Source organism: Streptomyces sp. 378, assembly GCF_030124145.1.
Classification (GTDB): domain Bacteria; phylum Actinomycetota; class Actinomycetes; order Streptomycetales; family Streptomycetaceae; genus Streptomyces.
Window position 1 is genome coordinate 78,890 of the sequence record NZ_JASKMS010000002.1, and the last position, 21,792, is coordinate 100,681.

General features: G+C 71.3%; 19 protein-coding genes and 3 pseudogenes. 9 read left to right on the forward strand and 13 right to left on the reverse strand.

Annotation, left to right across the window (positions count from 1 at the left end; translation table 11 throughout):
* Positions 1-343: 343 nt before the first annotated feature.
* Positions 344-1,333, reverse strand: coding sequence for a glycosyltransferase family 9 protein (locus QNO09_RS03220; protein WP_283968478.1), 990 nt, complete (start codon positions 1,331-1,333; stop codon positions 344-346).
* 260 nt (positions 1,334-1,593) lie between these two features.
* On the opposite strand from QNO09_RS03220, the pseudogene QNO09_RS03230 reads away from it, so the two are divergent.
* Positions 1,594-1,830: pseudogene (locus QNO09_RS03230) on the forward strand (adenylyltransferase/cytidyltransferase family protein); the annotation flags it as partial.
* Between the two features lie 20 nt (positions 1,831-1,850).
* On the opposite strand, the gene QNO09_RS03235 reads toward QNO09_RS03230, so the two are convergent.
* From QNO09_RS03235 to QNO09_RS03265, 7 genes and pseudogenes are all read right to left on the reverse strand, one after another.
* Positions 1,851-2,813, reverse strand: a complete 963-nt coding sequence (locus QNO09_RS03235) for a glycosyltransferase (RefSeq protein ID WP_283968479.1) — start codon at positions 2,811-2,813, stop codon at positions 1,851-1,853.
* Positions 2,810-3,814 (reverse strand): glycosyltransferase family 9 protein, encoded by a 1,005-nt coding sequence (locus QNO09_RS03240; RefSeq protein WP_283968480.1) that lies wholly within the window; start codon positions 3,812-3,814, stop codon positions 2,810-2,812. The genes QNO09_RS03235 and QNO09_RS03240 overlap by 4 nt, the downstream gene beginning before the upstream one ends.
* A complete protein-coding gene (locus QNO09_RS03245; protein ID WP_283968834.1) occupies positions 3,811-4,527 on the reverse strand; it encodes a D-glycero-alpha-D-manno-heptose-1,7-bisphosphate 7-phosphatase in 717 nt (238 codons plus the stop codon). The genes QNO09_RS03240 and QNO09_RS03245 overlap by 4 nt, the downstream gene beginning before the upstream one ends.
* 50 nt (positions 4,528-4,577) lie before the next feature.
* Positions 4,578-5,891 carry a carbamoyltransferase N-terminal domain-containing protein gene (locus QNO09_RS03250; protein ID WP_283968481.1) on the reverse strand — a complete coding sequence of 438 codons (1,314 nt, stop codon included), beginning with the start codon at positions 5,889-5,891 and terminating at the stop codon, positions 4,578-4,580.
* A 116-nt stretch (positions 5,892-6,007) separates the two neighbouring features.
* A pseudogene (locus tag QNO09_RS03255) lies at positions 6,008-6,395 on the reverse strand (GDP-mannose 4,6-dehydratase); the annotation flags it as partial.
* A 124-nt stretch (positions 6,396-6,519) separates the two neighbouring features.
* A complete protein-coding gene (locus QNO09_RS03260) occupies positions 6,520-7,986 on the reverse strand; it encodes a cation:proton antiporter domain-containing protein (protein WP_283968482.1) in 1,467 nt (488 codons plus the stop codon).
* 337 nt (positions 7,987-8,323) lie between these two features.
* Positions 8,324-8,657 (reverse strand): annotated as a pseudogene (locus QNO09_RS03265) (hemerythrin domain-containing protein); the annotation flags it as partial.
* Between the two features lie 465 nt (positions 8,658-9,122).
* On the opposite strand from QNO09_RS03265, the gene QNO09_RS03270 reads away from it, so the two are divergent.
* Positions 9,123-9,533: a four-helix bundle copper-binding protein gene (locus tag QNO09_RS03270; protein ID WP_283968483.1), complete on the forward strand. Its 411-nt coding sequence runs from the start codon at positions 9,123-9,125 to the stop codon at positions 9,531-9,533.
* Between the two features lie 192 nt (positions 9,534-9,725).
* On the opposite strand, the gene QNO09_RS03275 is transcribed toward QNO09_RS03270, so the two are convergent.
* From QNO09_RS03275 to QNO09_RS03285, 3 genes are all read right to left on the reverse strand, one after another.
* A complete protein-coding gene (locus QNO09_RS03275; protein WP_283968484.1) occupies positions 9,726-10,814 on the reverse strand; it encodes a PP2C family protein-serine/threonine phosphatase in 1,089 nt (362 codons plus the stop codon).
* Between the two features lie 1,239 nt (positions 10,815-12,053).
* On the reverse strand, positions 12,054-13,199 hold the full coding sequence (locus tag QNO09_RS03280; protein WP_283968485.1) for a site-2 protease family protein: 1,146 nt from the start codon (positions 13,197-13,199) through the stop codon (positions 12,054-12,056).
* A 118-nt stretch (positions 13,200-13,317) separates the two neighbouring features.
* Positions 13,318-13,662: a hypothetical protein gene (locus tag QNO09_RS03285; protein ID WP_283968486.1), complete on the reverse strand. Its 345-nt coding sequence runs from the start codon at positions 13,660-13,662 to the stop codon at positions 13,318-13,320.
* A 330-nt stretch (positions 13,663-13,992) separates the two neighbouring features.
* On the opposite strand from QNO09_RS03285, the gene QNO09_RS03290 reads away from it, so the two are divergent.
* The 6 genes from QNO09_RS03290 to QNO09_RS03315 all read left to right on the forward strand — a co-directional run bounded on the left by QNO09_RS03290 (position 13,993) and on the right by QNO09_RS03315 (position 18,630).
* Positions 13,993-14,370, forward strand: a complete 378-nt coding sequence (locus QNO09_RS03290) for an aspartyl protease family protein (RefSeq protein WP_283968487.1) — start codon at positions 13,993-13,995, stop codon at positions 14,368-14,370.
* Positions 14,371-14,732: 362 nt separating this feature from the next.
* Positions 14,733-15,302, forward strand: a complete 570-nt coding sequence (locus QNO09_RS03295) for a PRC-barrel domain-containing protein (RefSeq protein ID WP_283968488.1) — start codon at positions 14,733-14,735, stop codon at positions 15,300-15,302.
* 3 nt (positions 15,303-15,305) lie between these two features.
* Positions 15,306-15,746, forward strand: coding sequence for a PRC-barrel domain-containing protein (locus QNO09_RS03300; protein ID WP_283968489.1), 441 nt, complete (start codon positions 15,306-15,308; stop codon positions 15,744-15,746).
* 253 nt (positions 15,747-15,999) lie between these two features.
* Entirely contained in the window at positions 16,000-16,554 is a 555-nt protein-coding gene (locus tag QNO09_RS03305; RefSeq protein ID WP_283968490.1) for a copper chaperone PCu(A)C, read from the forward strand.
* 121 nt (positions 16,555-16,675) lie between these two features.
* On the forward strand, positions 16,676-18,058 hold the full coding sequence (locus QNO09_RS03310) for an SGNH/GDSL hydrolase family protein (protein WP_283968491.1): 1,383 nt from the start codon (positions 16,676-16,678) through the stop codon (positions 18,056-18,058).
* A gap of 71 nt (positions 18,059-18,129) precedes the next feature.
* Positions 18,130-18,630, forward strand: coding sequence for an Asp23/Gls24 family envelope stress response protein (locus QNO09_RS03315; protein ID WP_283968492.1), 501 nt, complete (start codon positions 18,130-18,132; stop codon positions 18,628-18,630).
* Positions 18,631-18,964: 334 nt separating this feature from the next.
* Here the strand turns inward: QNO09_RS03315 and QNO09_RS03320 are convergent, their stop codons facing one another.
* The gene (locus tag QNO09_RS03320; RefSeq protein ID WP_283968493.1) at positions 18,965-19,210 is read right to left on the reverse strand and encodes a DUF2180 family protein; all 246 of its coding nucleotides are present in this window, start codon (positions 19,208-19,210) and stop codon (positions 18,965-18,967) included.
* 102 nt (positions 19,211-19,312) lie between these two features.
* Positions 19,313-20,443, reverse strand: a complete 1,131-nt coding sequence (locus tag QNO09_RS03325) for a PucR family transcriptional regulator (RefSeq protein WP_283968494.1) — start codon at positions 20,441-20,443, stop codon at positions 19,313-19,315.
* Positions 20,444-21,210: 767 nt separating this feature from the next.
* Here QNO09_RS03325 and QNO09_RS03330 point away from each other — a divergent pair.
* Complete coding sequence (locus QNO09_RS03330) at positions 21,211-21,693, forward strand: DUF3040 domain-containing protein (RefSeq protein ID WP_283968495.1); 483 nt, start codon at positions 21,211-21,213, stop codon at positions 21,691-21,693.
* The last annotated feature ends 99 nt before the right edge of the window (positions 21,694-21,792 follow it).

A 21,792-nucleotide genomic window follows, 5' to 3' on the forward strand; every position in this document is an offset into this window, starting at 1 on the left:
CCTCGCAGGGCGGCGTCCCGGCGGCCGGGCTCCGGCCTTTTCGTCTCCGGCAGGTTCGGATACTCCGTGAGCATCGAATTTCGGACACCCCCTTTTCAGGAGACAACAAGGAGATCTGCCGGTGTGCGGGCGGGGGTCGGGGTGGTGGTGGGCGCCCACTTCGGGGCAGTGGGCGACGCCTCAGCCGCGGGCGGCCAGATCGTAGGCCGGGGTGGGCGTCGAGGAGCTTGACCGCGGTGTCCAGGGTGCCGGGAGCCCACCAGGAGTCGTCGTCGCTGAAGGCGGCATAGGGAGTGTCGAGGGCGCGGACGCCGTGTGTCCGGGCGAGGGCACCCTACGGTCGTCATGCGGGGGCGCTCTGTGCCGGTCGGAGGTCCGGCAGGGGCAGTGTGTCCGCCGCGGCCAGTACTTCCTGCGGGGTGATCCGCAGCAGCGCCGGGTCGGGCCGGGTGCCGTGGGGGTCGCCGGGTGGTCCGGGATGCCACAGGGCGCGGTGGCGCGGGTCGTCGGGCGGACCCCAGCGGTCCGGCGGTACCGGGCCGAACAGGGTGACGGAGGGTGTGGCCTGGGCGACCGCCACGTGCGCGATGCCGGTGTCGCCGCTCACCACGGCGCGCGCCCGCGCGACGAGCGCGGAAAGCCGCGTGAAGGGCAGCCCGCCGGTGAACAGATCGGCGTCCGGCAGTTCCGCCTCCCGGGCGAGCGCCGCCACCAGGTCCTCCTCCCCCGGCCCTCCCGTGACCACGACCCGGTGGCCGCGCTCGCGCAGGGCGGCGGCGACGGCCGCGTAGCGGTCGACGGGCCAGCGGCGCGAGACCGCCGCGGCACCGGGGTGCACCACCACCGCTCCCGGGGCCGGGGAAGGTTCTCCGGGGCGGGGCAGCAGCAGGTCGGACGGGTCGGCGGGGATGCCGTAGTAGGCCAGCAGCCGGCACCATCGCCGCCGTTCGTGCTCCTCCGCGTGCCACCGGGGGCCGTCGATCTGCGGCATGGCGGGGTGGGCGAAGGCGAACAGCCGCCCGGGCCGCAGGTCCTGCAGCAGCCGGTGGCTGGGCGGTCCGTTGCCGTGCAGATCGACGGCGATGTCCGGCGGCGGTCCGTCCCAGTCCAGGCCGCTCGGCACGGCGCGGCCCGGGGCGGAGGCGGGCAGCAGCCGGTCCACGGCGCCCGTCGCCTCGGCTACGGGCGCCAGTTCGGCGGGCGCGGCCAGGATCAGCTCATGTCCGGGGAAGGCGCGGCGCAGCGCGCGCAGCGCGGGGACACCGGCCAGCAGGTCTCCCAGGCCCAGGGCCCGCAGCACCAGGATGCGCGGTGATCCGACGGTCGCGTTCACGCGGCGCCCCCCTCCCCCGTCGCGGCCCGTGCCGGCAGAGCGGTGGAAGAGCGTCCGTCGAGGTAGGGCAGGAGGACCGTCTGGCCGCCCCGTTCCTCCAGCAACGCCGCCTCGGGCAGTTCCGCGCCGGTGTAGTCCCCGCCCTTGACCCACACGTCGGGGCGCAGGGCGTCGAGCAGGCGTTCGGGGGTCTCCTCGTCGACCGGGCGCCCTCCCGGCACGGCCCCCCGCACACCGGAGCCGACCCCTTCGACGTCGTCGCCCGGGTCCGCGCCGCCGGCGGCACCGTCGTCGCCGCGGGCGGCTGCTTCGACCTGCTGCACGCCGGGCACGTCCGGCTTCCGCAGGCGGCCCGGAAGATCGGCGACTGCCTGGTCGTCTGCGTCAACTCCGACGCCTCCGTGAGGCGCCGCAAGGGCGAGGGCCGGCCGGTGAACCCGCTGCCCGACCGGGCCCGGGTCCTGCACGCCCTCGCCTGCGTGGACGCGGTCGCGATGCTCGGACATCATGGCGATCCTCATCGGGTCACCTCCTTCAGCAGCCGCTCCCAGTCGTCCAGGAAGCGGGACAGTCCGTAGCGGGCGAGCGCTGCCGTGCGCGCCCGCTCGCCGGTCGTGCGCGCGTACAGCGGGTCGGCGATGAAGTCCCGTACGGCATCGGTCAGGACGTCGATCCGGGTGGACACCACTCCGGCGCCCTCCGGTACGGCCTCGGTGGCCTCGGTGGTGGCCAGGGCGACCACGGGCATCCCGAGGTGCATGGCCTCCAGCAGGGACAGGCCCAGGGAGGTCCAGCGGACCGGGTGGACGTAGACGCGGCGCTGGGCCATCGCCGTGTGCAGGTCCCGTTGTGCCAGTTCGTGGGAGCGGCAGCGGCCGGGCGGCAGTCCGAGGTGTCCGGCCAGGCCCTCGGTGCCCATGCCGAAGACGTCGAGCGGGGCGGCGTCGGCGAACTGCGGCAGCAGGTCCGTGCCTGTGGTGCGGCCACGCCGCACCGGTTCGTTGACGACCACGGCGGCGTGCGGGAGTTCCCCGGTGAACCGCGATCCGGGGTCGACGATGCCGTGCTCGATCACGGTGGCCGGGAGGTCGCCGTTGTCCCACATCAGGCGGTTGAAGTGGGTGACGTGGCACAGGGTGACGCCCGACAGTCCGATGGCCGGGTGGCGGGTGTCGGGAACCTGTCCGTGCGGGGCGTTGTGCTCCAGGTAGACGGCGGGGACGTCCCGTCCGGGCCTGCGTCCGAGCCACTGCTCGGCCAGGTCCGCCTCGTGCGGGCGCTGCAGGATCACGACGTCGACGTCGGTCTCGCGCAACTGCTCGGGCGGGACTTCGATCACGCTGTCGGGCCAGTCGAAGGTGCGGGCGCGACCGAGGCCGTCGGGCCCGCGGCCGGGCGTGACCGGAACGACGTAGGTGTGCGGGCCCTGCACGAACGCGGTCGTCCAGGAGCCGTGTACATGCCACAGCAGGATCCTCACGGCTGCCTTCCCTTCTTCTCCCCCGCGACCTTCTCCACCGCGGCGACCACGTCGTGCGCGGTCACGCTCTGCAGGCACGGGTGGCCCGGCACGGGGCACTCCCGGGCCCTGCTGTCCGCGCAGGGGGCGTTCTGATCTCCCAGGAGTACGTAGGGCACGCCGTAGGGCCGCCACCGCTCGGCGGGGACGACCGGGGCGAACAGGCAGACCACGGGGGTACCGACCGCGGCGGCCAGGTGGCTGGGGCCCGTGTTGCCGGTGACCACCGCCCGGGCGCCCTCCAGGACGCCGGCCAGTTCCGGGGCGCCGGTGCGACCGCCGAGGTCGATGGCGTCCTCGCCTGCGACGTAGGCGGTCAGGTCGCGCTCGCCGGGCCCGCCGGTCACCACGACCCGGTGGCCGGCCGCGGTCAGTTCGCGTACGGCCTGCCCACAGCGTTCCGGGCTCCAGGCCCGGGCCGGGACACTGGCTCCGGGGTGCAGTACGACGTACTCGCCCGGGCCGGTCAGCCCGGTGGCGGCGGGGGGCGGCAGCACGCGCAGCCGCCCGTCGTCGACCCGGGGGAAACCGGCGGCCTCGGCGAGGTCGAGCATCGCCTCTGCCTCGTGGGCGTGCGGTGCGCGGTGGTGGCGCACGTCGAGGAGCGAGCCGGGGTAGTCCTCGCTGTCCGCGGCGATGTGCGCCACCCCCGCCAGGCGCAGCAGCAGGGCGGTCGGCAGCGGCGACTGGTGGAAGGAGGTGAGGATCAGCGCCGCGTCCGCGTCGAGGGAGTCGATCAGCAGCTCGACCTCACCGCGCCCGACGGGCGGGGGCGTCAGGCCCACCCAGGGGGCGTCCCAGACGAGAATGTCGTCGACGCCCGGCAGCAGCCGGGCGGCGGGTGCGCCGCGTGGCCCGCACAGCAGGGTGACCGAGTCGGCGCGGGCGGCCACGGCGCGGATCGCCGGGCCGGCGAGCAGGACGTCGCCGAAGCTGTCCAGACGGGTGACGAGAGCCTTCACCGCGGCCTCCGCGGGCTGCTGGGGGCGGCTTCGGCGGACTGCCGCGCGTGACGGTGGCCGGCGTGCGTCCCCGCGGTGGACGCGACCGGCCGCTCCGGGGTGGCGAGTGGCCGCCCCGGGGCGGACGGCTGTTCGTGTGCGGTGCCCTGTCGTGCGGCACGACCGCACCCCGTGTCGGCGGGTTCGTGCTCCGGCCGTCCCGCCACGACGGCGCGCACCGCGCCGAGCAGGTCCGGGGCGACGTGCGGAGCGGCGGCCACTTCCTCGGGACGGGTGGTGGCGTTCGGCACCAGGATGCCGTGCGCGCCGGCGCGGCGGGCGGCCTCGACGTCGGCGCCGATGTCACCGATGACGACGACGTCGGCCGGGTTCACGCACAGCCGTCCGGCCGCCCACAGGATCAGACCGGGGGCGGGTTTGCGGCAGGGGCAGCCGTCGTCCGGACCGTGCGGACAGACGGCCCACACGTCCAGGGGGCCGAGGAGTTCGTCGACGCGGTGGTTGACGCGGCGTACGTCCTGCGCGGTGATCAGGCCGCGGGCCACCCCGGACTGGTTGCTGACGACGCCGGTCCGGATGCCGCGGGCGCGCAGCAGGTCGAGTGCCTCCCGCGCCCCTTCGACGGGGCGGACCTGTGCGGGGTCACCGTTGTAGGGGACGTCGTGGACGAGGGTGCCGTCACGGTCGAACAGCACGGCCCCGACCCGGCCCACGGACGGGACCGGGTCCGTGGCCGGGGCCTCGAGCGTCGTGTCGTGGCGGTTCATGGCGCCACCTCCGGCCAGGGCCGGGCGGCCCGGTGCCGCCGCTGTCCCCTCAGCCGCTGCCAGGTCGCGGCCGGCGGGATGAGGACGCTGGTGGCGCTCATGGTGATCACCTCGTCGCGGGTGCGGGGCCCCGGCCCGACACGGGCCCAGGTGAACTCGCCGGTCCCCGCGAGCCAGCCGAGCGCCGCGACCGCGGAGGCCCGCCGGTGCCCGGACGCGGCGAGGGCGCAGGCCGCCGTGCCGACGGCCGTCAGGGCGAGGTGGGCGCGGATGCGGCCGCGCGGCGCGGCGGCCCTGTCCCACCAGTCGGACCCGTGCAGCCGCCGCATCAGGGCATCGTCGGCGTTGCCCCGCTGGGCCCGCAGGGACACCCAGCGGTCGGCGGGCCGCACGGGGTGCCGGGTGGTGCGCCGTCCCTGCCGCACGCGCCGGCCGGCGTCCAGCAGGCGCAGGGCGATGTCGGCGTCCTCGCGGAAGGTGCGGCGGAAACGTTCGTCGAAGCCGCCGACCTGCTTCAGGGCATCGGTGCGGTAGGCCATGTCGGCGGTGATCCACCGGGACCGGGCCAGACCGGCGGTGCCGCGCTCCCAGTCCGTGGGAGGCCGCTCGTCGGGCAGCGGCACGGTGATCACGCCCTGGACCCCGGCGGTGTCGGGGGTGGTGCCCGAGAGGTCCTCGGCGAGTGTGCCGTAGGAGGCGAGGGCCATGACCTTGTACTCGTCGCTGCTGCGCAGGAAGCCGAGGTGCTCGGTGAGCTCCTCGTAGACCAGGCCGAGGGAGTCGGGCAGCGCCAGGGTGCCGAGCCGTCCGCCGTCCAAGCGGCCGGCCAGGTGCGAGGCGGCCTCTCCACGGCCGTCGAGGACGAGCACGGCGCTGTCGGGGTGCGGGGAGGCGGGGCCTGCGGAGGAGGCGTGGGCGACGTGGTGGGGGACGAAGACGACCTTCGCCGGATCGAGCCCGGGAAGGGCCTCGGCCAGGAATTCGGGGGCGCGGCGGGCGTACTCCAGGCGCAGCGGGTCCCAGGGGTCGGAGAGCCCCATCTGCGCGGCGGGCCGGGCGAGGGCCGGGTCGAAGGAGTAGCTGACGGCGTCGAGCTCCTCCGGGCGCAGCCCCGCGTGCTCAAGGCACCGGCGTGCCGAGAGTTCGGGCAGTTCCCACGCGGAGAACGGAAGGGGCCGTTTGCCGTGCTTGCGGCGGCTGAAACGCTCCTCCTCCGCGGCCGCGACGATCCGGCCGTCGCCGATCCGGCCGTCGACGACGAGCGCGGCTGCGGGATCATGGAAGAGGGCGTTGATTCCGAGGATGCGCATCTGGGCCGCTCCCTGCTGTTCGGCACGTGGATCTGCGTGCGTGTAAGTGGCCGGGATGAAGCTGACTCAAACACCTGAAATCAACTTAGATGGTCTTATAGGCCGATATCTAGCGTGATGAAGGTGGGCACGGCACGGCCGTCACCGGTTCGCATGCGCGGACCGTAGGTGTTGAAGATGTGGACGATGGCCGTGCCGGTGCCGTGCATCGCACGATGAGCGGTGGTCAGCACCTCCGCGAACCGCTTGGAATCGTCATAGACGCTGCGCGGCCCGATCGGGTTCACGTTGCCCCAGTAGTCCTCGTGCTGAGGGTGCTCCAACGGGTCGCCGTACACCTCGGACGTGGAGGCGAGGACGAAGCGCGCGCCGTCCGCGCGGGCCCGTTGCAGGCGTTGCGGGTCCCGGTGCTGCCCACGTCGAGGGTCTCCAGCGGAAACCGCAGATAGTCGGCCGGGGAGGCCGGCACGCGAAGTGCAGGACCAGGTCGAATCGACCGGGCAGGCGGCCGCTCGCACAAGTGGGACCCGAGGAGCCCGGCCCCACCCGGGAGACCTCCCTGTTCTCGCCTGCCACTCGGAAGCCGGCGGTGAGTAACCCCGCGAGCGCCGGCGCACCCTCGGAGAAGTCAGGTGGAGCCGTCGGTGAACAGGCCGGCGCACTGTTCGTCGTCGTCACCGGTCAGCAGCAGCACCTCGTCGCCCACCCGGAGCTGCGTGGATCCGCTCACCGGGACCAGGCGGCCCTCCCGAACGACCACGCTGATCCACGTGTCCTCGCCGATGTCGAGCTCGTCCACCCTGCTTCCCTCGGCCGTGGAGTGCCGCTGGACCACATGGCGGGAGACACCCTCCGGCTTGTCCCGCAGCCGGACGCCGAGTGCCCACGGTTCCAGTTCCACGGACCGCATCGGCACCCGGCACCGCCGGGCCACCGTGGGCACCAGTGAGCCCTGGACGAGGACGGAGAAGACGACGACCACGAAGATGACGTCGTAGAGGCGGTCGGCGTCCGGGGCGCCGGAGCTGACGATGTAGCTGCCGAGCAGGACCGGCACGGCCCCCTTGAGTCCGGCGAAGGCCAGGAACGCCCGTTCCCCCACGGTCAGGGTCATCGGCCACAGCAACACGGCCATGATCACCGGGCGGACCAGGAAGGCGAGCACCACGGCCAGCACCAGTCCGTCCAGCCACGCCCCTTCCCTGGCGAAGGTCCACAACGGCACGGTCAGACCGAGCATCGTGAACGCGACGATCTCGCCGAGACTGCCCAGAGCGGTGTGGAAGCGTTCGATCTCCCTCTTGTACGGGGCGCGGACATCCCCCAGCAGCACACCGGCGAGGAAGACAGCCAGGAAGCCCGAGCCGTGCGCGACCACGGTCACCCCGTACACGGCGAACGCGCCTGCGAGCGTGCGCAGCGGGTACAGCCCCTCGGCGGGCAGCGGCACCTTCTGGATGAACCACTTCAGCGCCCAGCCGCCGGCGAAGCCCATGACCCCGCCGATGGCCATCTCCTGCGCGAAGAGCACGGCGGTGTGACCGGCGGTGGTGAAAGCCGATCCGGACGAGGTGCCCAGCAGCCCGGCCATCAGGGCGATGCCGACGGGATCGTTGAGGCCCGACTCGCCGGGCATCAGCGTCCCTGTCCGGCCGGTGATCTTCCGGCGGCCGAGCACGGAGAAGACGACGGCGGGATCGGTCGGTGCCAGCGCCGTGCCCAGCAGCAGGGCCGGCCGCCAGTCGAGACCCAGCAGGTAGTGCGCGGCGGCGGCGAGCAGCCCGGCGGTGGCGAACGTGCCGAGCACGCCGATCGAGAGGGCGGCCCGCGCCTCCGGCTTGAAGCGCCGCCATCCGATCTCCATACCACCCTGGAACAGCAGCACCACCAGGGCGACGGTCACCACGTCCTGCACGGTTCCCATGGAGAGTCGCCGCAGGGACGGGAAGACGTCGACCGCGACGGCCGCGACCACCAGGAAGAACACCGGGGCCGGGACGCGCGTGCGTTCACTCAGCCGGTTGGAGAGCACGGCCGCAAGGCCGGCCACCGCGACGACCAGGATGGCCAGCCCGAACGACCACGTGCCCTCCACCTGCTGAGTTCCTTCCTGTCCTGGTCCTCATCCACGGGGCTCGGGGCCGCGTCATGGGCTGCCGTCATGGGGTCCCGGGTGTCGACAGGCGGCGGAGAGTGCTTCAGCGCACCGGCGGCGCTCGCCCGTCGGCCGCCGGTGACGTGTCCGTAGAACGAGACCGGTGGCCGCCGCACCGACGGCACCGAGCGGGAGCAGTGCGCGGCGGTCCGGGCGGCGCGGAGCGCTCAAGAGCAACCTTCCACCCGGGCCGTCGAGACGCGCGGGCAGCCGCGTCTCCGCCGCAGCCAGGGGGTTGTCTCTGGCCGGGCGGGGTCAGACGGGCGCGACGGGCGGGTCAGGACCCCTTTCCGCGGCCGGTCAGGGCGTCCCTGACTCGATCGACCATGCCCGCCCCGGGGGCCAGCAGCTTGTTGGCGGGCGGGGTGTCCGGAGCGGAGGGGTGCGGCCTCCTTGGCGTGGCGCACCTTGTCCCCCAGCTTCATCAGCTCCTCCTCGGACGTCGCCTCCCGCAGCCGGGGGAAGAGATTGTCCTCCTCGTCGCGGACGTGGGAGCGGATCTCGGTCATCAGTTCGCCGATGAGCCGGTCGAACTCCGGGTTGTCGGCGTCGACGCCTTCGAGTTCCTTCATGGTCCGTTCGGCGGCGGCATGGTCCTCGATCTCCTTGTCGCGCCACCTGGCGCTGTGGCCCGGGGGGCAGAGCGGCGACGCCGCACACCAGTTCATCGATGCGCTCGGCGGAGGAGAGCATGTCGCTCTGCTCGATGGGTTCAGCGAGGATGCTGTCGGGCTTCATGCTGATCCCTCTGAACTGTTGAGGAGTGGTCGAGCTCACGAGTCCCCCCACTTCTTTAGCCTATGCAAAGGTCATCTTGTGCGCTCGCCGCGCGACCCGCAGTCGAACAGCCGCCGGATGGGTGCCGCACACCGCGTGGCGACCCCGTCCGAGGGGGGCGCGTCAGGATCCGCCCGGCGCGAAGCGGGCCGGCGGTCGGGATGTGCGTGTATCGAGCCGGCCCACGCGGGCTACCCGTTTCGTGGCCCGGCCCTGGTGAAACCCGGCCCTTAGTACGGCCGCCCGCTCATCGGCAAAGCGGCACCAACGGCACACGACCTACTGTGAGGCGATGGAGCATGACCACCTCTGTGAAGGAAATGCTGGACACCTACCCCGCCGACCTGGGCGGTGTGGACCGCGAGGCAATGGCGCAGTGCATCCAGGAGTGCATCGCCTGCGCGCAGGCATGTACCGCATGTGCGGACGCCTGTCTGTCGGAGCGCATGGTCGAGGAGCTGACCAAGTGCATCCGTACGAACATGGACTGCGCGGACATCTGCAACACCACGGCATCGGTGCTCTCCCGTCACACCGGCTACGACGCGAACATCAGCCGAGCCGTGCTCCAGGCATGCGCCACCGCCTGCAAGGCTTGCGCGGAGGAGTGCGGCAGCCACGCGGACATGCACGATCACTGCCGCGTCTGCGCCGAGGCCTGCCGCAGCTGCGAACAGGCATGCAACGCACTGCTCGCCGAACTCGGCTGAGGTCCCACGTCACTCGCTGCCACGGGACAGGCCGCGGATGCGTCGCTCCTTCTCGGCGGCCGTCCGTCGCGCACCTGCCCGCGCTGTGTCGATCCTTCACAGCGCGGGCAGGTGCCGCTCCCGCAACGGACGCCGAACATGTGGGCCGACTGCCGGCGAGCTGCGGCGATGCGCCTGTTCCGCGCAGGGCCATCACGCCGCGGGAACGGATTTCCCTTCCCCGTGACCGTGGTAGCGCAGCAGGAGCATCGCGGCATCGTCGTGAGGCGGTCCGACGGAGTGCTGTGCAAGATCTTCACGCAGAGCCTTCAGGGCGCGGTGCGCGTCCGGGTCGTCCAACAGCTGCGCCCGCTCACCGACGGGATAGAAGCGGCCCTCCTCGTCGCGGGCCTCGGTGACGCCGTCGGTGTACAGCAGCAACTGCTCGCCTGGGGCGAAGTCCACCCGATAGGGAGCCGGGCTCTCGCTCGCATGCGCACCGAGACCCAGCGGAAGCCCAAAGGCGAGCGGCTCCGGGAACTCGACCGTGCCGTCCCCCCGCACGACCATGGGGGCCGGATGCCCGTAGTTGAGGAAGACCGCCTCACGCGCCGTTCCGATCTCGGCGAGGATCGCGGTGACGAACTTCTCCCCCTCCAACTCCCGGGCCATGCTCCGCTCCAGGCGCTCACCCACCCCTGAGAGGTCGGGCTCGTCGTATGCCGCCTCCCGAAAGGCACCCAGCACCACGGCCGCTGTCTCCACTGCGACCAGGCCCTTGCCCTGGACGTCCCCGACAATGACTCGCACGCCGTACGGGGAGGCCACCACCTCGTACAGGTCCCCGCCGATCCGCGCCTCGGCGACCGCCGAGGTGTACGACACCGCCACGTGCAGTGGGCCCGCGGTCAGGGGTACGGGCCGCAAGAGCACCCGCTGGGCGACCTCCGCGATCGACCGCACGCTGGCCAGCTCCGCCTCCCGGCGCGACCGCGACACCGCGGCCGCGACACCCACGCCGGTTACGCCGGCCACGGAGGCCAGCGCTGTGTAGCCCCGGCGCTCGTCAAACAGCCCGTCGTACAGCCCGAGCGCGATGCACAACACGAGGGCCGCGAGCCCGAACCCCGCCGTACGGCGCCATCCCCCGACCAGCCCGGCGAAGGCCGGCCCGAGGGACACCAGTGGCAGAAATCCGACACCAGGTCCGGCCAGAACGTCCACCACAGCCACCACCGCCATCACCACGACCGGCATGCAGGACAGCAGCGTCCAACTCGACGGCGTCTTCTGGTCGGTCATGCGGTACTCCTGCAGTGTCGCGGCTGTCGAGAGCCGCCGAACTTCCTGCAGGCGCCCCTCCCCATCTTTAGGCTATGCAACGGTGTGCTCCGGAGGACGACTCTCGCCCTGGGTCCTTTACCCAATCGAGTCCCAAGGCTGTCATTTCCGATGCACGGAAGGCGGCCACGCCCGACAGAGACACCACACCCCGCCACCCCGGCCCCGCACTGGTTGGCACCGACTGGCCCTACGCTGCCAATCTACGTGCCGGGAGCGGGACTTGCCCCCCTCGTCGGCAAGCGAATCCTTCTGCCGCACCACACCGGGCGGCTCTGCGAGCGCGACCACGCGGACATCGGCGAAAAGTCGTTCCACCCCGCAGGACAGACCACCCCCAGACCATCCCCTTCGCAGTCTCGCCACCGCCGACCACTACGGCCGACCCCGGCCCTACGCCAGTGATCGCGGAATTCCTCTCGAAGACATACTGGCGATCTGTTTTTGCCCTGTGCAATGATCGGATCACGGGGCTGACCGACGGCCGGTCGGGCACAGGACAACCCTCCAGCCGCCGGTCAGCCTCCTCACACAGACAGTAGCCGCGAGCACGCAGCACTTCCCGGGAGGAACAGGTGACGTGACCATCCCAGATCCGGACAGAGAAGGAACGCCGGACCACCCTGATGCCATGCCATCCATCAGCGACGAAATCTGGTTGCGATTCCTGACGGACGACGAGCGAGCCATTCGCGAGTCCGCCCTCAAAGAGCCCTCCGCACGGGAGCGGGCGCGCGCTCGGCATCCCAGCCATCGCGACACCGGCCCAGAAGGCCGCTGCGGTCCACCTCCGGCCCACGCTCCGGCAGACGGCGGGGCGGAGGCAGTCGGTGACCTGTGGCACCCCGACGATCCACAACCGACGTGGCGAGAACTCGACGGTCGTGGCAGGTTCCGCCGGTTCGGTCGGCTGATCGCCACGGCCGCGGCCATCGCTGTGGCCCTCGGGGCCTGGTCCTGGCTGTCCACCACAGCGGGCACACCGCGTACCGAACCGGGCGGCAGTACTGTCCGAGAACTGGAAACGGCGCCGAAGGCAGTGCCTACGCCAAGCCCCGCGCCGCCAGGCACTCTCGAGGGGTCGCTGCAACAGTGATCACTGACGTGTGCCGGCGAGCAGGTCGGACACGCGCTCAACCAGGTTCTCCCAGGCGGCCACGACAGCACGAGGACGGTCGGACTCTCCGTGGACCGCGGCCGTCACAGGGTCCGCTTCCGCCAGGAGGACGAGGAGCTCAGCCAGGACGTGACGCGGCTGATGTCGGAAGAAGTGACGATGCCGGCCAGTCGGTTGCCTTCCAGTACGAGGGCGCGGTGGGCGGGATGGGCCTGCAACTCGGGAACCAGCCGGGCGAGCGGGTCGTCGGGGCGGGGAGTCGGCAGGTCGTCGACCGGCACCATCACCTGGGTGACGGGGATGGAGGGCCGTTCCTTCTCGGCGACCACGTCGGCGCCCTTGAAGGTGACCAGACCGGCCGCGATGTTGTCGGCGTCGACGACGGGGAAGGCCGAGTGTCGGTAGCGGAAACGGGGGTCGGCCAGGAACTCGCTGATCGTGGTGGCGGCCGGGACGGTCACGGGGTCGGGCGTCATCGCGTCCCTCACCGGGATTCCGCCCAGAAGTTCACGCAGTTTCGCCTGGCCGCCCTCCGCCGTGGCCACCGCGATGACGAACCAGCCGATGACCACCAGCCAGATGCCGCTGAAGACGGCTCCGACCAGGACGAGGTACAGGCCGAGAGCCACCAGCGTCCATCCCAGGAACCGTCCCGCAGCCGTGGCCACCACGGTGGCACGTAGCGGGCTACCGGTTTTCCACCACACCGCCGCTCGCAACAGCCGGCCGCCGTCCAGGGGCGCGGCCGGCAGGGTGTTGAAGACGGCCAGCAGGATGTTGATCCCCGCGAGCCAGGCCAGCGCCGCCACCACGAGTCCGGCATCGGAGTACGCGGCCAGCAATCCGGCGGCCAGAGCGAACAGCCCGCCGAGCAGCAAGCTGACCAGCGGCCCCACACCCGCTATGCGCAGCTCCGCTCCGGGCGTGGTCGCCTCGCTTCTGAGCCGCGCGAGTCCGCCGAGCAGCCACAGGGTGATGTCCTCGACGGCCACTCCGTTGCGACGGGCCACCAGTGCGTGGCTGATCTCATGAGCCAGCAGCGACAGCAGGAACAGCGCCGCGGTCACTCCTGACGCAAGCCAGTACTGCCACGCCGGGCGGTCGGGATGGGCCTCACGGAAGCTGCCGCTTGCCAGCCCGAGCAGGATCAGGACGAAGATGACCAGGACGCTCCAGTGCACCCCCACCCGGATACCGGCCACACGGCCCAGTGAGAACGTCGCCCGCATAGCAGCCACCTCCCGGTTCGTCCCGCCGCCCGGTCGGTCCCACCTGGACTCCTCGACCCCACCCGGACCCCGGCAACAGCCGAGCCTCTGAGTGGCACCTGTGCGCGAGATGAGGACGTCAGTGCCCGAAGATGTGCCGATCGCGACGGCGGTGGCCTGATCGGGACGGCTTCGGGTGTCGTCCCTCTCGGTCCTCTGTCGTCCAGTTGGCCGACGGGGATGCGGAGGTCTCATGCATGTGCCGATGATGCCGTTTTTGTCCGGCCGAGAGCATCGCCAGTCCGAGACAGAAGATCAGCGTCAGTGCCACGCCCGAGAGGAAGACTCCAGGCGGGGTCAGCGTCGCGATCTGGTTGCCGAAGATCTCCACCGTGTACTCGGGGCCGCCCGAGAAGTTCTCCACGACGGCGATGACCGCGAACGCGCCGGTGGCCAGCACGAGCAGAAGCGCCAGCAGAAGCATCGCTCTTACCTCCTCTGCCTCTTTGCCCCCTCCCCTTTGCCCCCTCCTCATGCCTTTGTGACGGATTACCCCCCAGCCAGGCGCCTGACACAGGTTTTCGATACCGGCCACAGCCGACGCCGGTTTGCGCGGCTGTCGGGCGGGCACCCCAGCCGCATGAACACGCGGGACGAGAGAGCGTCCGGCGCGAGACATCGGCGAAGGCCCCGCCGGCTCCTCGCGGCGCTCGTGGCCGCACCGTTGCTCGCGGGCTGCGTTCTGGTCGAGGACGACGATCCGGGTGCGTCGCGGACTTCTCCGGGGGGCGCGCGCGAGGTACCGCTGCGGGTCATGGAGCAGGATGGCAGGACGCTGGCGTTCGTCCCGGTCAGCATCGAAGGCCGGGGGCCCTTCTCTTTCGCCCTGGACACCGGGGCCTCCACGAGCGTCGTCGGCGAGGAGGTCGCCGACCGGGTGGGCCTGGAACGCACCGGCGAGCGACGCTCGGTGAGCGGGGTCATCGGCACGGGGGAGGTTCCCGTCGCCCGGGTGGACCGGTGGGAGGTCGGCGAGGTACGTCTCGACCCGGGTGAGGTCACGGTCATCGACCTGGGGCCTCCCAGGGGAAGCCAAGGCATTCAGGGCCTGCTCGGTTCGGATGTGCTCAGCGACTTCGGCTCGATCACCGTCGACTACGACGACGGCACCCTCACCCTCCCCGCCGCGTGACGACGCCTAGGCCCCTTCTGATGGATCTCCGCGGGAGAAGGAGCGGCGTTCGGTGCGTGCTCTCGGCGTGCCGGGCGTCGCGACGCCGCGGAGATCCATCAGAAGGGGCCTAGCGCCGCAGGGCCGTCCCCGTCCGCTCGACACCCCAACATGTCCGGAGAGATCCTGAACGAGTAGCCCGCACGGGTTACCGTGCGGGGGAAGAGGAGCACCGAAATGGAATGGTGGAGCTGGCTCATCATCGCGCTCGCGGTCCTCGCCGCCGTCGCCGTCTGCGTCGCGGTGCTGCAGGCGCGGCGCCGGTCCGGTGGAGTGATAGCGCAGGGTCGCCGCCCTCCGGGCAAAGGGGGAGGACGGACGTCATGACCGTCTACATGCGAGCCGGCGAGATCGCCAAGAAGCCCGTGGTGACCCTGGCGGGGGACGACATCGGGCAGGTCAAGGACCTCGTCTTCGACTCCTCGACCGGCGACATCCGTTGCTTCACCCTCGCCGGCCGCGGCCTGCTGGCGGGTCCGCTCCATCGCGCCCTGCTGTGGAGGAACGTCCACGCCCTGGGACCGCACGCGGTCATGGTCCGCGACGAGAACGCACTGGAGGAGGACGACACCGCCGCCGGGCCGGGCGAGGACGAGCGCGCCGGGGTCAACGTACTGGGTGTCGCGATCACGACCCGCAGCGGCACACGGCTGGGAGTCGTCACCGACGCTGTCATCGCGACCGGCCGGAATCCGGCGGTGGCGGGCTACGAGGTGGAAACCGCCGAGCGCCGACGTGTTCTCCTGCCCGCCGCCGGCCCCGTCACCGTCTCCGGTGAACGCATCCTCGTCCCCGACGCCACCGCGGAGCACAGCGCGGGGGACCTCGAAGGGTTCGGTGCCGCCGTGGAAGGGCTGCGCAACCATCCCCCGCACGAGCCGCAGGAGGACTGACCGATGCTGCTCAGCAAGGCTCAGGGCAGGGCTGTCGTGGACTTGGCGACGGCCGAGACCATCGGAACGCTCGCCGCGTGCACCGTCGCCCCTTCACCGTCGCGTATCGCCGGTCTGCGCCTGAAGACGCGCGGACGGGGACACCACGCTCTCCTCTGGGAAGACGTCCAGTCCTTCGGACCGGACGCGGTGTCCATCGAGGAGGCCGACCGCATCCGCGACGAGAAGGAGATGGACACCGGCGATCACGCCCACGCCGTGCACGACCCCGTAGGGAAGGCCGTTCTGACCGAAACGGGGCTCGAGATGGGCACGGTGATGGACGTGGAGTTCGACGAGCAGTCAGGACGCGTCTCCCGCCTGCTGACCGGGGATGAGCAGATTCCGGGCGACGACCTCATCGGAGTGGGCAGCTACGCGGTGGTGGTCACCGCCCCGCGGTGACGCGCGTCTTCCCGCTGTGGCCGTGGATCGTATGCGCCGTCCACGTGACGGTGGTGTCGGCCCTCGACCTGCTGGTGGAAGCGTGCGCCGGCTGCTCATCGGCTCAGTGAGCAGTGAATCCCTGCACACGGCCCACCGCCCCGTCGCCGTCCGTCCCGTTCCTCCGATCGGACCAACGGCTGAAGCGCCACAGTGGTGGCGTGGCATGCCTGACAGCATCGGATGTGTGCCACCCGGACCCAGAAGGAATGGCATGAGACTTGCTCTGAGGACGTCGAAGCCGTGGCGCAGGGCGGTCACGCTCATGGTGGTGGGCTGTCTCGCCGCTGTCTGGGGCGTTACCGGGTGCGGCAGTGAGGACAACGATTACAACCCCCCTGGCGCCAACGCGCGTGTCGGTCCGGTCCTGATTCGTTACGCCCATATCGCCGAGCCCCCGGACGGCCCGTGGGAGACGGGGGACGACGCCCCCTTCTACGTTTGGTTGTTCAACCAGGGGCAGCGCACCGACAGGCTGCTCGGCGCGGAGACGACCGTCGCCCGGTCCGTCGACATCGTGAACGCCGAGGGCGCCGAACGAGGGCCGGTCGCACTCCCCTCCGGCAAACTCGTCGAACTGGAGAGGGGAAGCACACACCTGCTGCTCAGAGATGTGCGCCGACAGATCCGGGGCGGGGACTACGTGTGGATCACCCTCCGCTTCGAACGCGCCGGCGAGATCGCCCTGCAGGTGCACTCCCAGATCCCCACGTACGTCGACGACGAGGCCACCGACGCACCGGGACTGACATCCCCTTCGCCGGAATGACGGTTGCGCCGGTGCGACGGCCGAGACCCGGCACCGCGCCGGCGGCACCGGGACAGGACCGGTGAAACCGAGGCGGCAACGACCGGCCCGGCGCGAGCCCGGTCGGCGGCGACACAGGGTAGTGATCATCGCTTGGTACGCCTTGGGGCTTTCGGGGCTGGCGCTGGCCGCGGTGTGGCTGGCTGTGCGGATCACCCCGTTGCAACCGGTGTCCGCGGCCGGCCAGACGGTGCGCGTGGGCGCCGCCCCGCTCGGCTGGAGCCTGTCCGGCCCCGGCCGGCTCGATCTGTTCGGCCAGACGCTCCCGACAAGACCGCACTTCGAAGGGCCGATCAGACCCCGGCTGGAGCTGACCCGCATCAAGGAGGACGCGGAGGTGGCTCGCCTGCTGCGGTCCGGCGATCACCAACGGCTCACCCTTGAGGTGGGACGGAAGCTGGCGTCGGGCTGGATCCGCTACGGCGCCTGGCAGACCGCGGTGGCCGCCGGGCTGGTTGCGCTTCCGCTGCTCGCCTGGACGGGCCTGCGCCGCATACCGCCCGGCAGGACCGTCCTGGTCCTGGCCACCGGCCTGGCCCTGGTCACCGCGGTCAACACCGTCGGTCTCCACCTGCTGGCCTCGGACACCCCGCAGGTGCTGCGCGAGGTACGGTCGCTGCGAGATCTCGTCGGCGCCAGCCCCTCGGCCCCGGTACCCAGGGCCGAAGGCCCGCCCCTGGGCGAGGTGCGGGCGGTGGCCCTGGGAGACTCGACCGCCGCGGGCACCGGCAATCGCCCCCTGCCCGACCCCAGCGACCTCGACCGGGCATGTCAGCGCAGTGCGGACTCGTACCCCGAGGCGCTGGCCCGTGCCAACGACTGGAAGGTGCTCAACCTCGCCTGCTCCGGCGCCACGGTCCGTGACGGCGTCCTGGGTGTACAGATCCTCGGAGAACGGGTGGCCCCACCGCAGTTCGCCCAGGCCCAGCGAGCCACCGAGGCGTTCGCCGTCATGGTCAGTGTCGGGGCCAACGACGTGCGCTGGTCGGACCTGGTCCAGCTGTGCGCCATCTCTCCGTCGTGCGACGACCGCGCCTCAACGGCCTTTTTCCAGAACCGCCTCGCCCGCTTCGCCCTGGACTACCGCACGCTTCTGCGCCGTCTGGGCGCCCTCCCCCAGCACCCGTCGGTGCTGGTCAACGAGTACTACGATCCCTTCGGCCCGGACGTCGGCTGCCTGAGCGACGAAGGTCTCACCCGGCGCAAAGCAGAGGTGCTGAGCTCACGACTGGCCGCCCTCAACACCGTCCTGCGCCAGGGAGCCGAGGCCGCGGGCTTCACCACGGTGAAGCCGGACTTCGAGGGACACCGCCTGTGCAGTGCCCAGCCGTACGTCCAAGGGCCGGCGGACCGCGCCCCGCTGCACCCGACGGCCGCCGGAGCACTGGCCCTCGCCCTCTCCAACCAGCAAGCCCTCCCCGCAGACGCACACGGACCGCCCGCCTGGTCATCTTTTTCCGATTAAGACCGACTGGCCTAGAGTTTGAAGGGATTGCACCGTTCACACACCAGCTCTGAGAGCGGAAGGTGACCGCCATGCCGGAGACCACAGACCGCACCAGCGCCGACGCGGGGACGAGATCCCGCAACGAGGCGGGCGAGAAGGGGACGACGCTGAAAGGCCGCAGGGGCACCGATGCTCCTCCCGGGATACGAGGGGACACCACAGTCGCGGACAAGGTCGTAGCCAAGATCGCGGGCATGGCCGCTCGCGAGATCCCCGAGATCCACAACCTCGGCGGAGGAGTGGCCAGGGCGTTCGGGGCAGTGAAAGAACGCGTCCCCGGCGGAAGCGGCGACATCACCCGGGGGGTCAGCGTCGAGGTGGGTGAGCGTCAGGCGGCTGTGGACCTGGACGTCATCGTCGAGTACGGCGCCTCCATCGTCGACACCGCCGGGGACGTACGCGCCAACATCATCCAGGCGGTGGAGAACATGACCGGTCTGGAAGTCGTGGAGGTGAACATCGCCGTCCATGACGTCCATCTGCCCGACGAAGAGGAAGAGTCCGAGGACGGCGGCGGGCGCGTCGCCTGATCGTCGCGCCCCTGACGCTGGAGGACCGAGCCGCCGGGGCTCCGTATCGAGCGGCCCCGAGCGGGAAGCAGGACCAGGACCTGGGCCGGGACCAGGGGCGACCTGGGTGCTGCCCGCTTCGGTCACTTGACCGTGCGGGAGCGCGCCGCTTGGGGCACTCCGGCCGGAGGGGCCGGAGACCAAGGCCCTGCCGCCCTGGAGGCCGGTCTCATGGCCGCTCGACTCTCCGGCAGGCGCCGACTTCGTCCGTTCCGGGGTCATGGCCTGGTCCGCCCCCGACCGCGCCGTCGAGGGCGGACGGTGCATCGAACTCCGTGGCACCGGAGTACCGGCCTCAGGGCTGGTCCTCCGTCGAAACCCGGTGTACCGCGAAAGAGCAGGCCGCGCAGAGGAGTCTGCGGGCGGGAGGATCATGGGTGGCCTTGCCCATCCCGACCACCTGGCGGACCTCCCTGTTCTCTTCGCGCACGTGTTCCGCGCACAACCCCGCACCGCACGAGACGCATACCGCTGCCGCCACGGTCGTACGGTCCGCGGCGAGACAGTCGTAGCACTGCACGACCCCTCCCAAATCCAACATTCACAGCATTTCAATCACCGTGTTCCGCGCCGCCCCGTCGGGAAACGGGCGTGCTCAGGAAGACCGGCGTCGAGCCGGGGGACGCCCCCGGGATCCTGCGCCTCAGTCGGCCGGCTGCAGCGGGACCGTGGGCCAGTTGAGCAGGCGCGCTCCGAGAGTGGCGGTCTGCAGGGCGTAGCGCTGGTCGGGAACGTCGGGGTCGTACCCCGTCAGCGTGTGCACCCGGGCAAGCCGGTAGGTCACCGCACGAACGCTGAGTCCCAGTCGTCGGGCGGTGACGGTGTTGGCGCAGCCACTGTCGAAGTAGGTGGTCAAGGTACGCAGCAGCGGCCCCGGGCCGCCGCGGGCTTCCTGGAGGCCGCCGAGCACTGTGTCCACGAGGTCGGTGATGGCCGCGCGGTCCCGGCCCAGCACCTGGAACACCAAGAGGTCTGACGCGTGGATCACGGGATGGTGAGCGCCGAGGCGGTCGGCGAGGTCGAAGGTCTCGTGCGCTTCGCGGTAGGAACGCGCCACGCCGTTCGCCCCTGGCCGGGGACGGCTGACAGCGGTCCGGGGGTGCCGGGCCGCCGAACGCCGGACGTGTTCGGCGAAGCGCTCGATGACGGCCGTTCCGCTTCCCGAGGAGACGCAGATCAGTTCGCCGTCCTTCGCCGCGACCAGACTCTCGCACCCGTCGCGACCCGGGCACATGGCTTCCTCGACGTAACGGACGGCGCGGTCCGCGGCCGTGAAGCCGGGTTCGGCCCGCGCCACGGCGACGCGATGCGGTCCAGCGAGCCGGAAGCCGACCTCCTGGGCCAGTTCCGCCATACGGCCGAGATCGCCCGCGCCGCGGAGCAACTCGTCGAGGAAGGCGTGGCGTATCTCCTCCTCCCGCCTGATCGCCGACCTGTGCGTGGCCTCGTACGCCTCGGTGAGGATGACCACGACGTCGCGGACGGCCCGCAGAGCGTCCGCGGGGATCGCCGCGGCGGCGCGGGGTGGTCTCTCGGCCGCCGCCGAGTGACCACGCCACAAGGCGTCCAGGTACGTCTCGATGAGTCGGCGCAGCGGGGTGCCGTCGTCAGCGGCGTGCTCCGCTTCCCGGCGCAGACGGGACCGCTCCTCGGCGTTCAGCTCGCCGAACCGCACCAGGGCCCGGGCCAGCACCTCCTCGTGCGGCTGTCCGTTCCCCTCGTGCGGCTGTCCGTTCCCCTTGCCCTTGGTGCGGGGGTGGCTGGTGGTGGTCATCTCGCGTTCACCTCGTTCGGCCCCGCTTCCGCGGATCTCCTTGCATTTTGCCGCTGCCGGGAAGGAAGGGACAGCTCGGATGACGTGAAGGGGTGTTGCCGGGCGGCTTCTGTGCGGCCGACTTGTTGTTCTCGGCGACGAACGGGCATGCGGGCCACCAGGGTGCGGATCGCCGGGGGTGAGAGCCCTGTCGACTCCGTACACGTTGCCGGAGGTCGGCAACCTGCACCGGCCCGAAACGGCCACCGTTGCACATGCGCGACAACGCGTTCGGCCACACCGCGGGGGTATCCACTCGACAAGCGTCCATGGCAGGGGACGCGACCGGTCAGGACGGGTGTCAGCGACAAGGGGGCCCCGCGGTATGCCCCGATTCCGCTCAGCGCCTTTGGTCCGGAGGGTCGTCGGGATCCTCCGGACAGCCCTTGCCTGCCTCCTGGCCGCCCCGGCCATGACTGCCCGAGGCCATGCGCCGTGCCATGGCCCGCCAGGCCGAAGCCCAACGCGACCGGCGCGCCAAGGTCATCCACGCGAAAGGCGAGTACGAGGCCGCCGAAGCCCTCGCGGACGCGGCCGACCGCCTCGAAGGCCACCCCGCGGCCCTCCACCTGCGAATCCTGTCCACCATGGCGGAAGATCTCCGCCGAACGGAACTCCACCCTGATCTTCCCGCTGCCGATGGAGATCTTCCGCCTCATGGACATGCTCCGACAGCCGAAGGAGCCGTCCGGTGCCGACCCCGTCACACAAGGGCCGAGGTGACGAGCATGAACCCGGAAATGAACGACGGACGCATCATCGCGCAGCTCGAACGGCGCCTCGCGCAGGACGATCCCTCGCTGGCCGCCCTCATGGACGCCCTCAACCAGCAGTTCCCCGACGAGCCCCGCAACAGGACCACCGACAGCCAGAAGGAAACCGGCAGCAAGCAGGAGACCGACAGCCAGGAGGGAACCGACAGCCAAGAGGAAGAGGACGAGCGGCACAGTCGGTGGCTGGTCGCCATCACCGTGTTCGTGATCATCGCCTTCCTGGGCCTCTTCATCACCGCGGTGCTCAACAGCAATCCACACCGCACAGACAAGAACCCGGGCCCCCCGCAAGGGCTGGCTCCGGCCGCGGCCGTACTCGCTCAGCGGCGCTCGCCGCCCCCGTCAGAGCCGCGCCGACCACGCTCGGGCACGACTCCCGGGCATCGGACCAGCGGCCGGCCGACGACGTGTCCGGAGGCAGACGTGGGCGCACGTTAGTCACCGAGCCGTTTCCGCAGCGGCCGTCCTGACCGTTCTCCCGGGCCGCACGAAGCAGGCGGTGATCAAGCCCCTTGACAGCTTTTGCATAATGCAAAG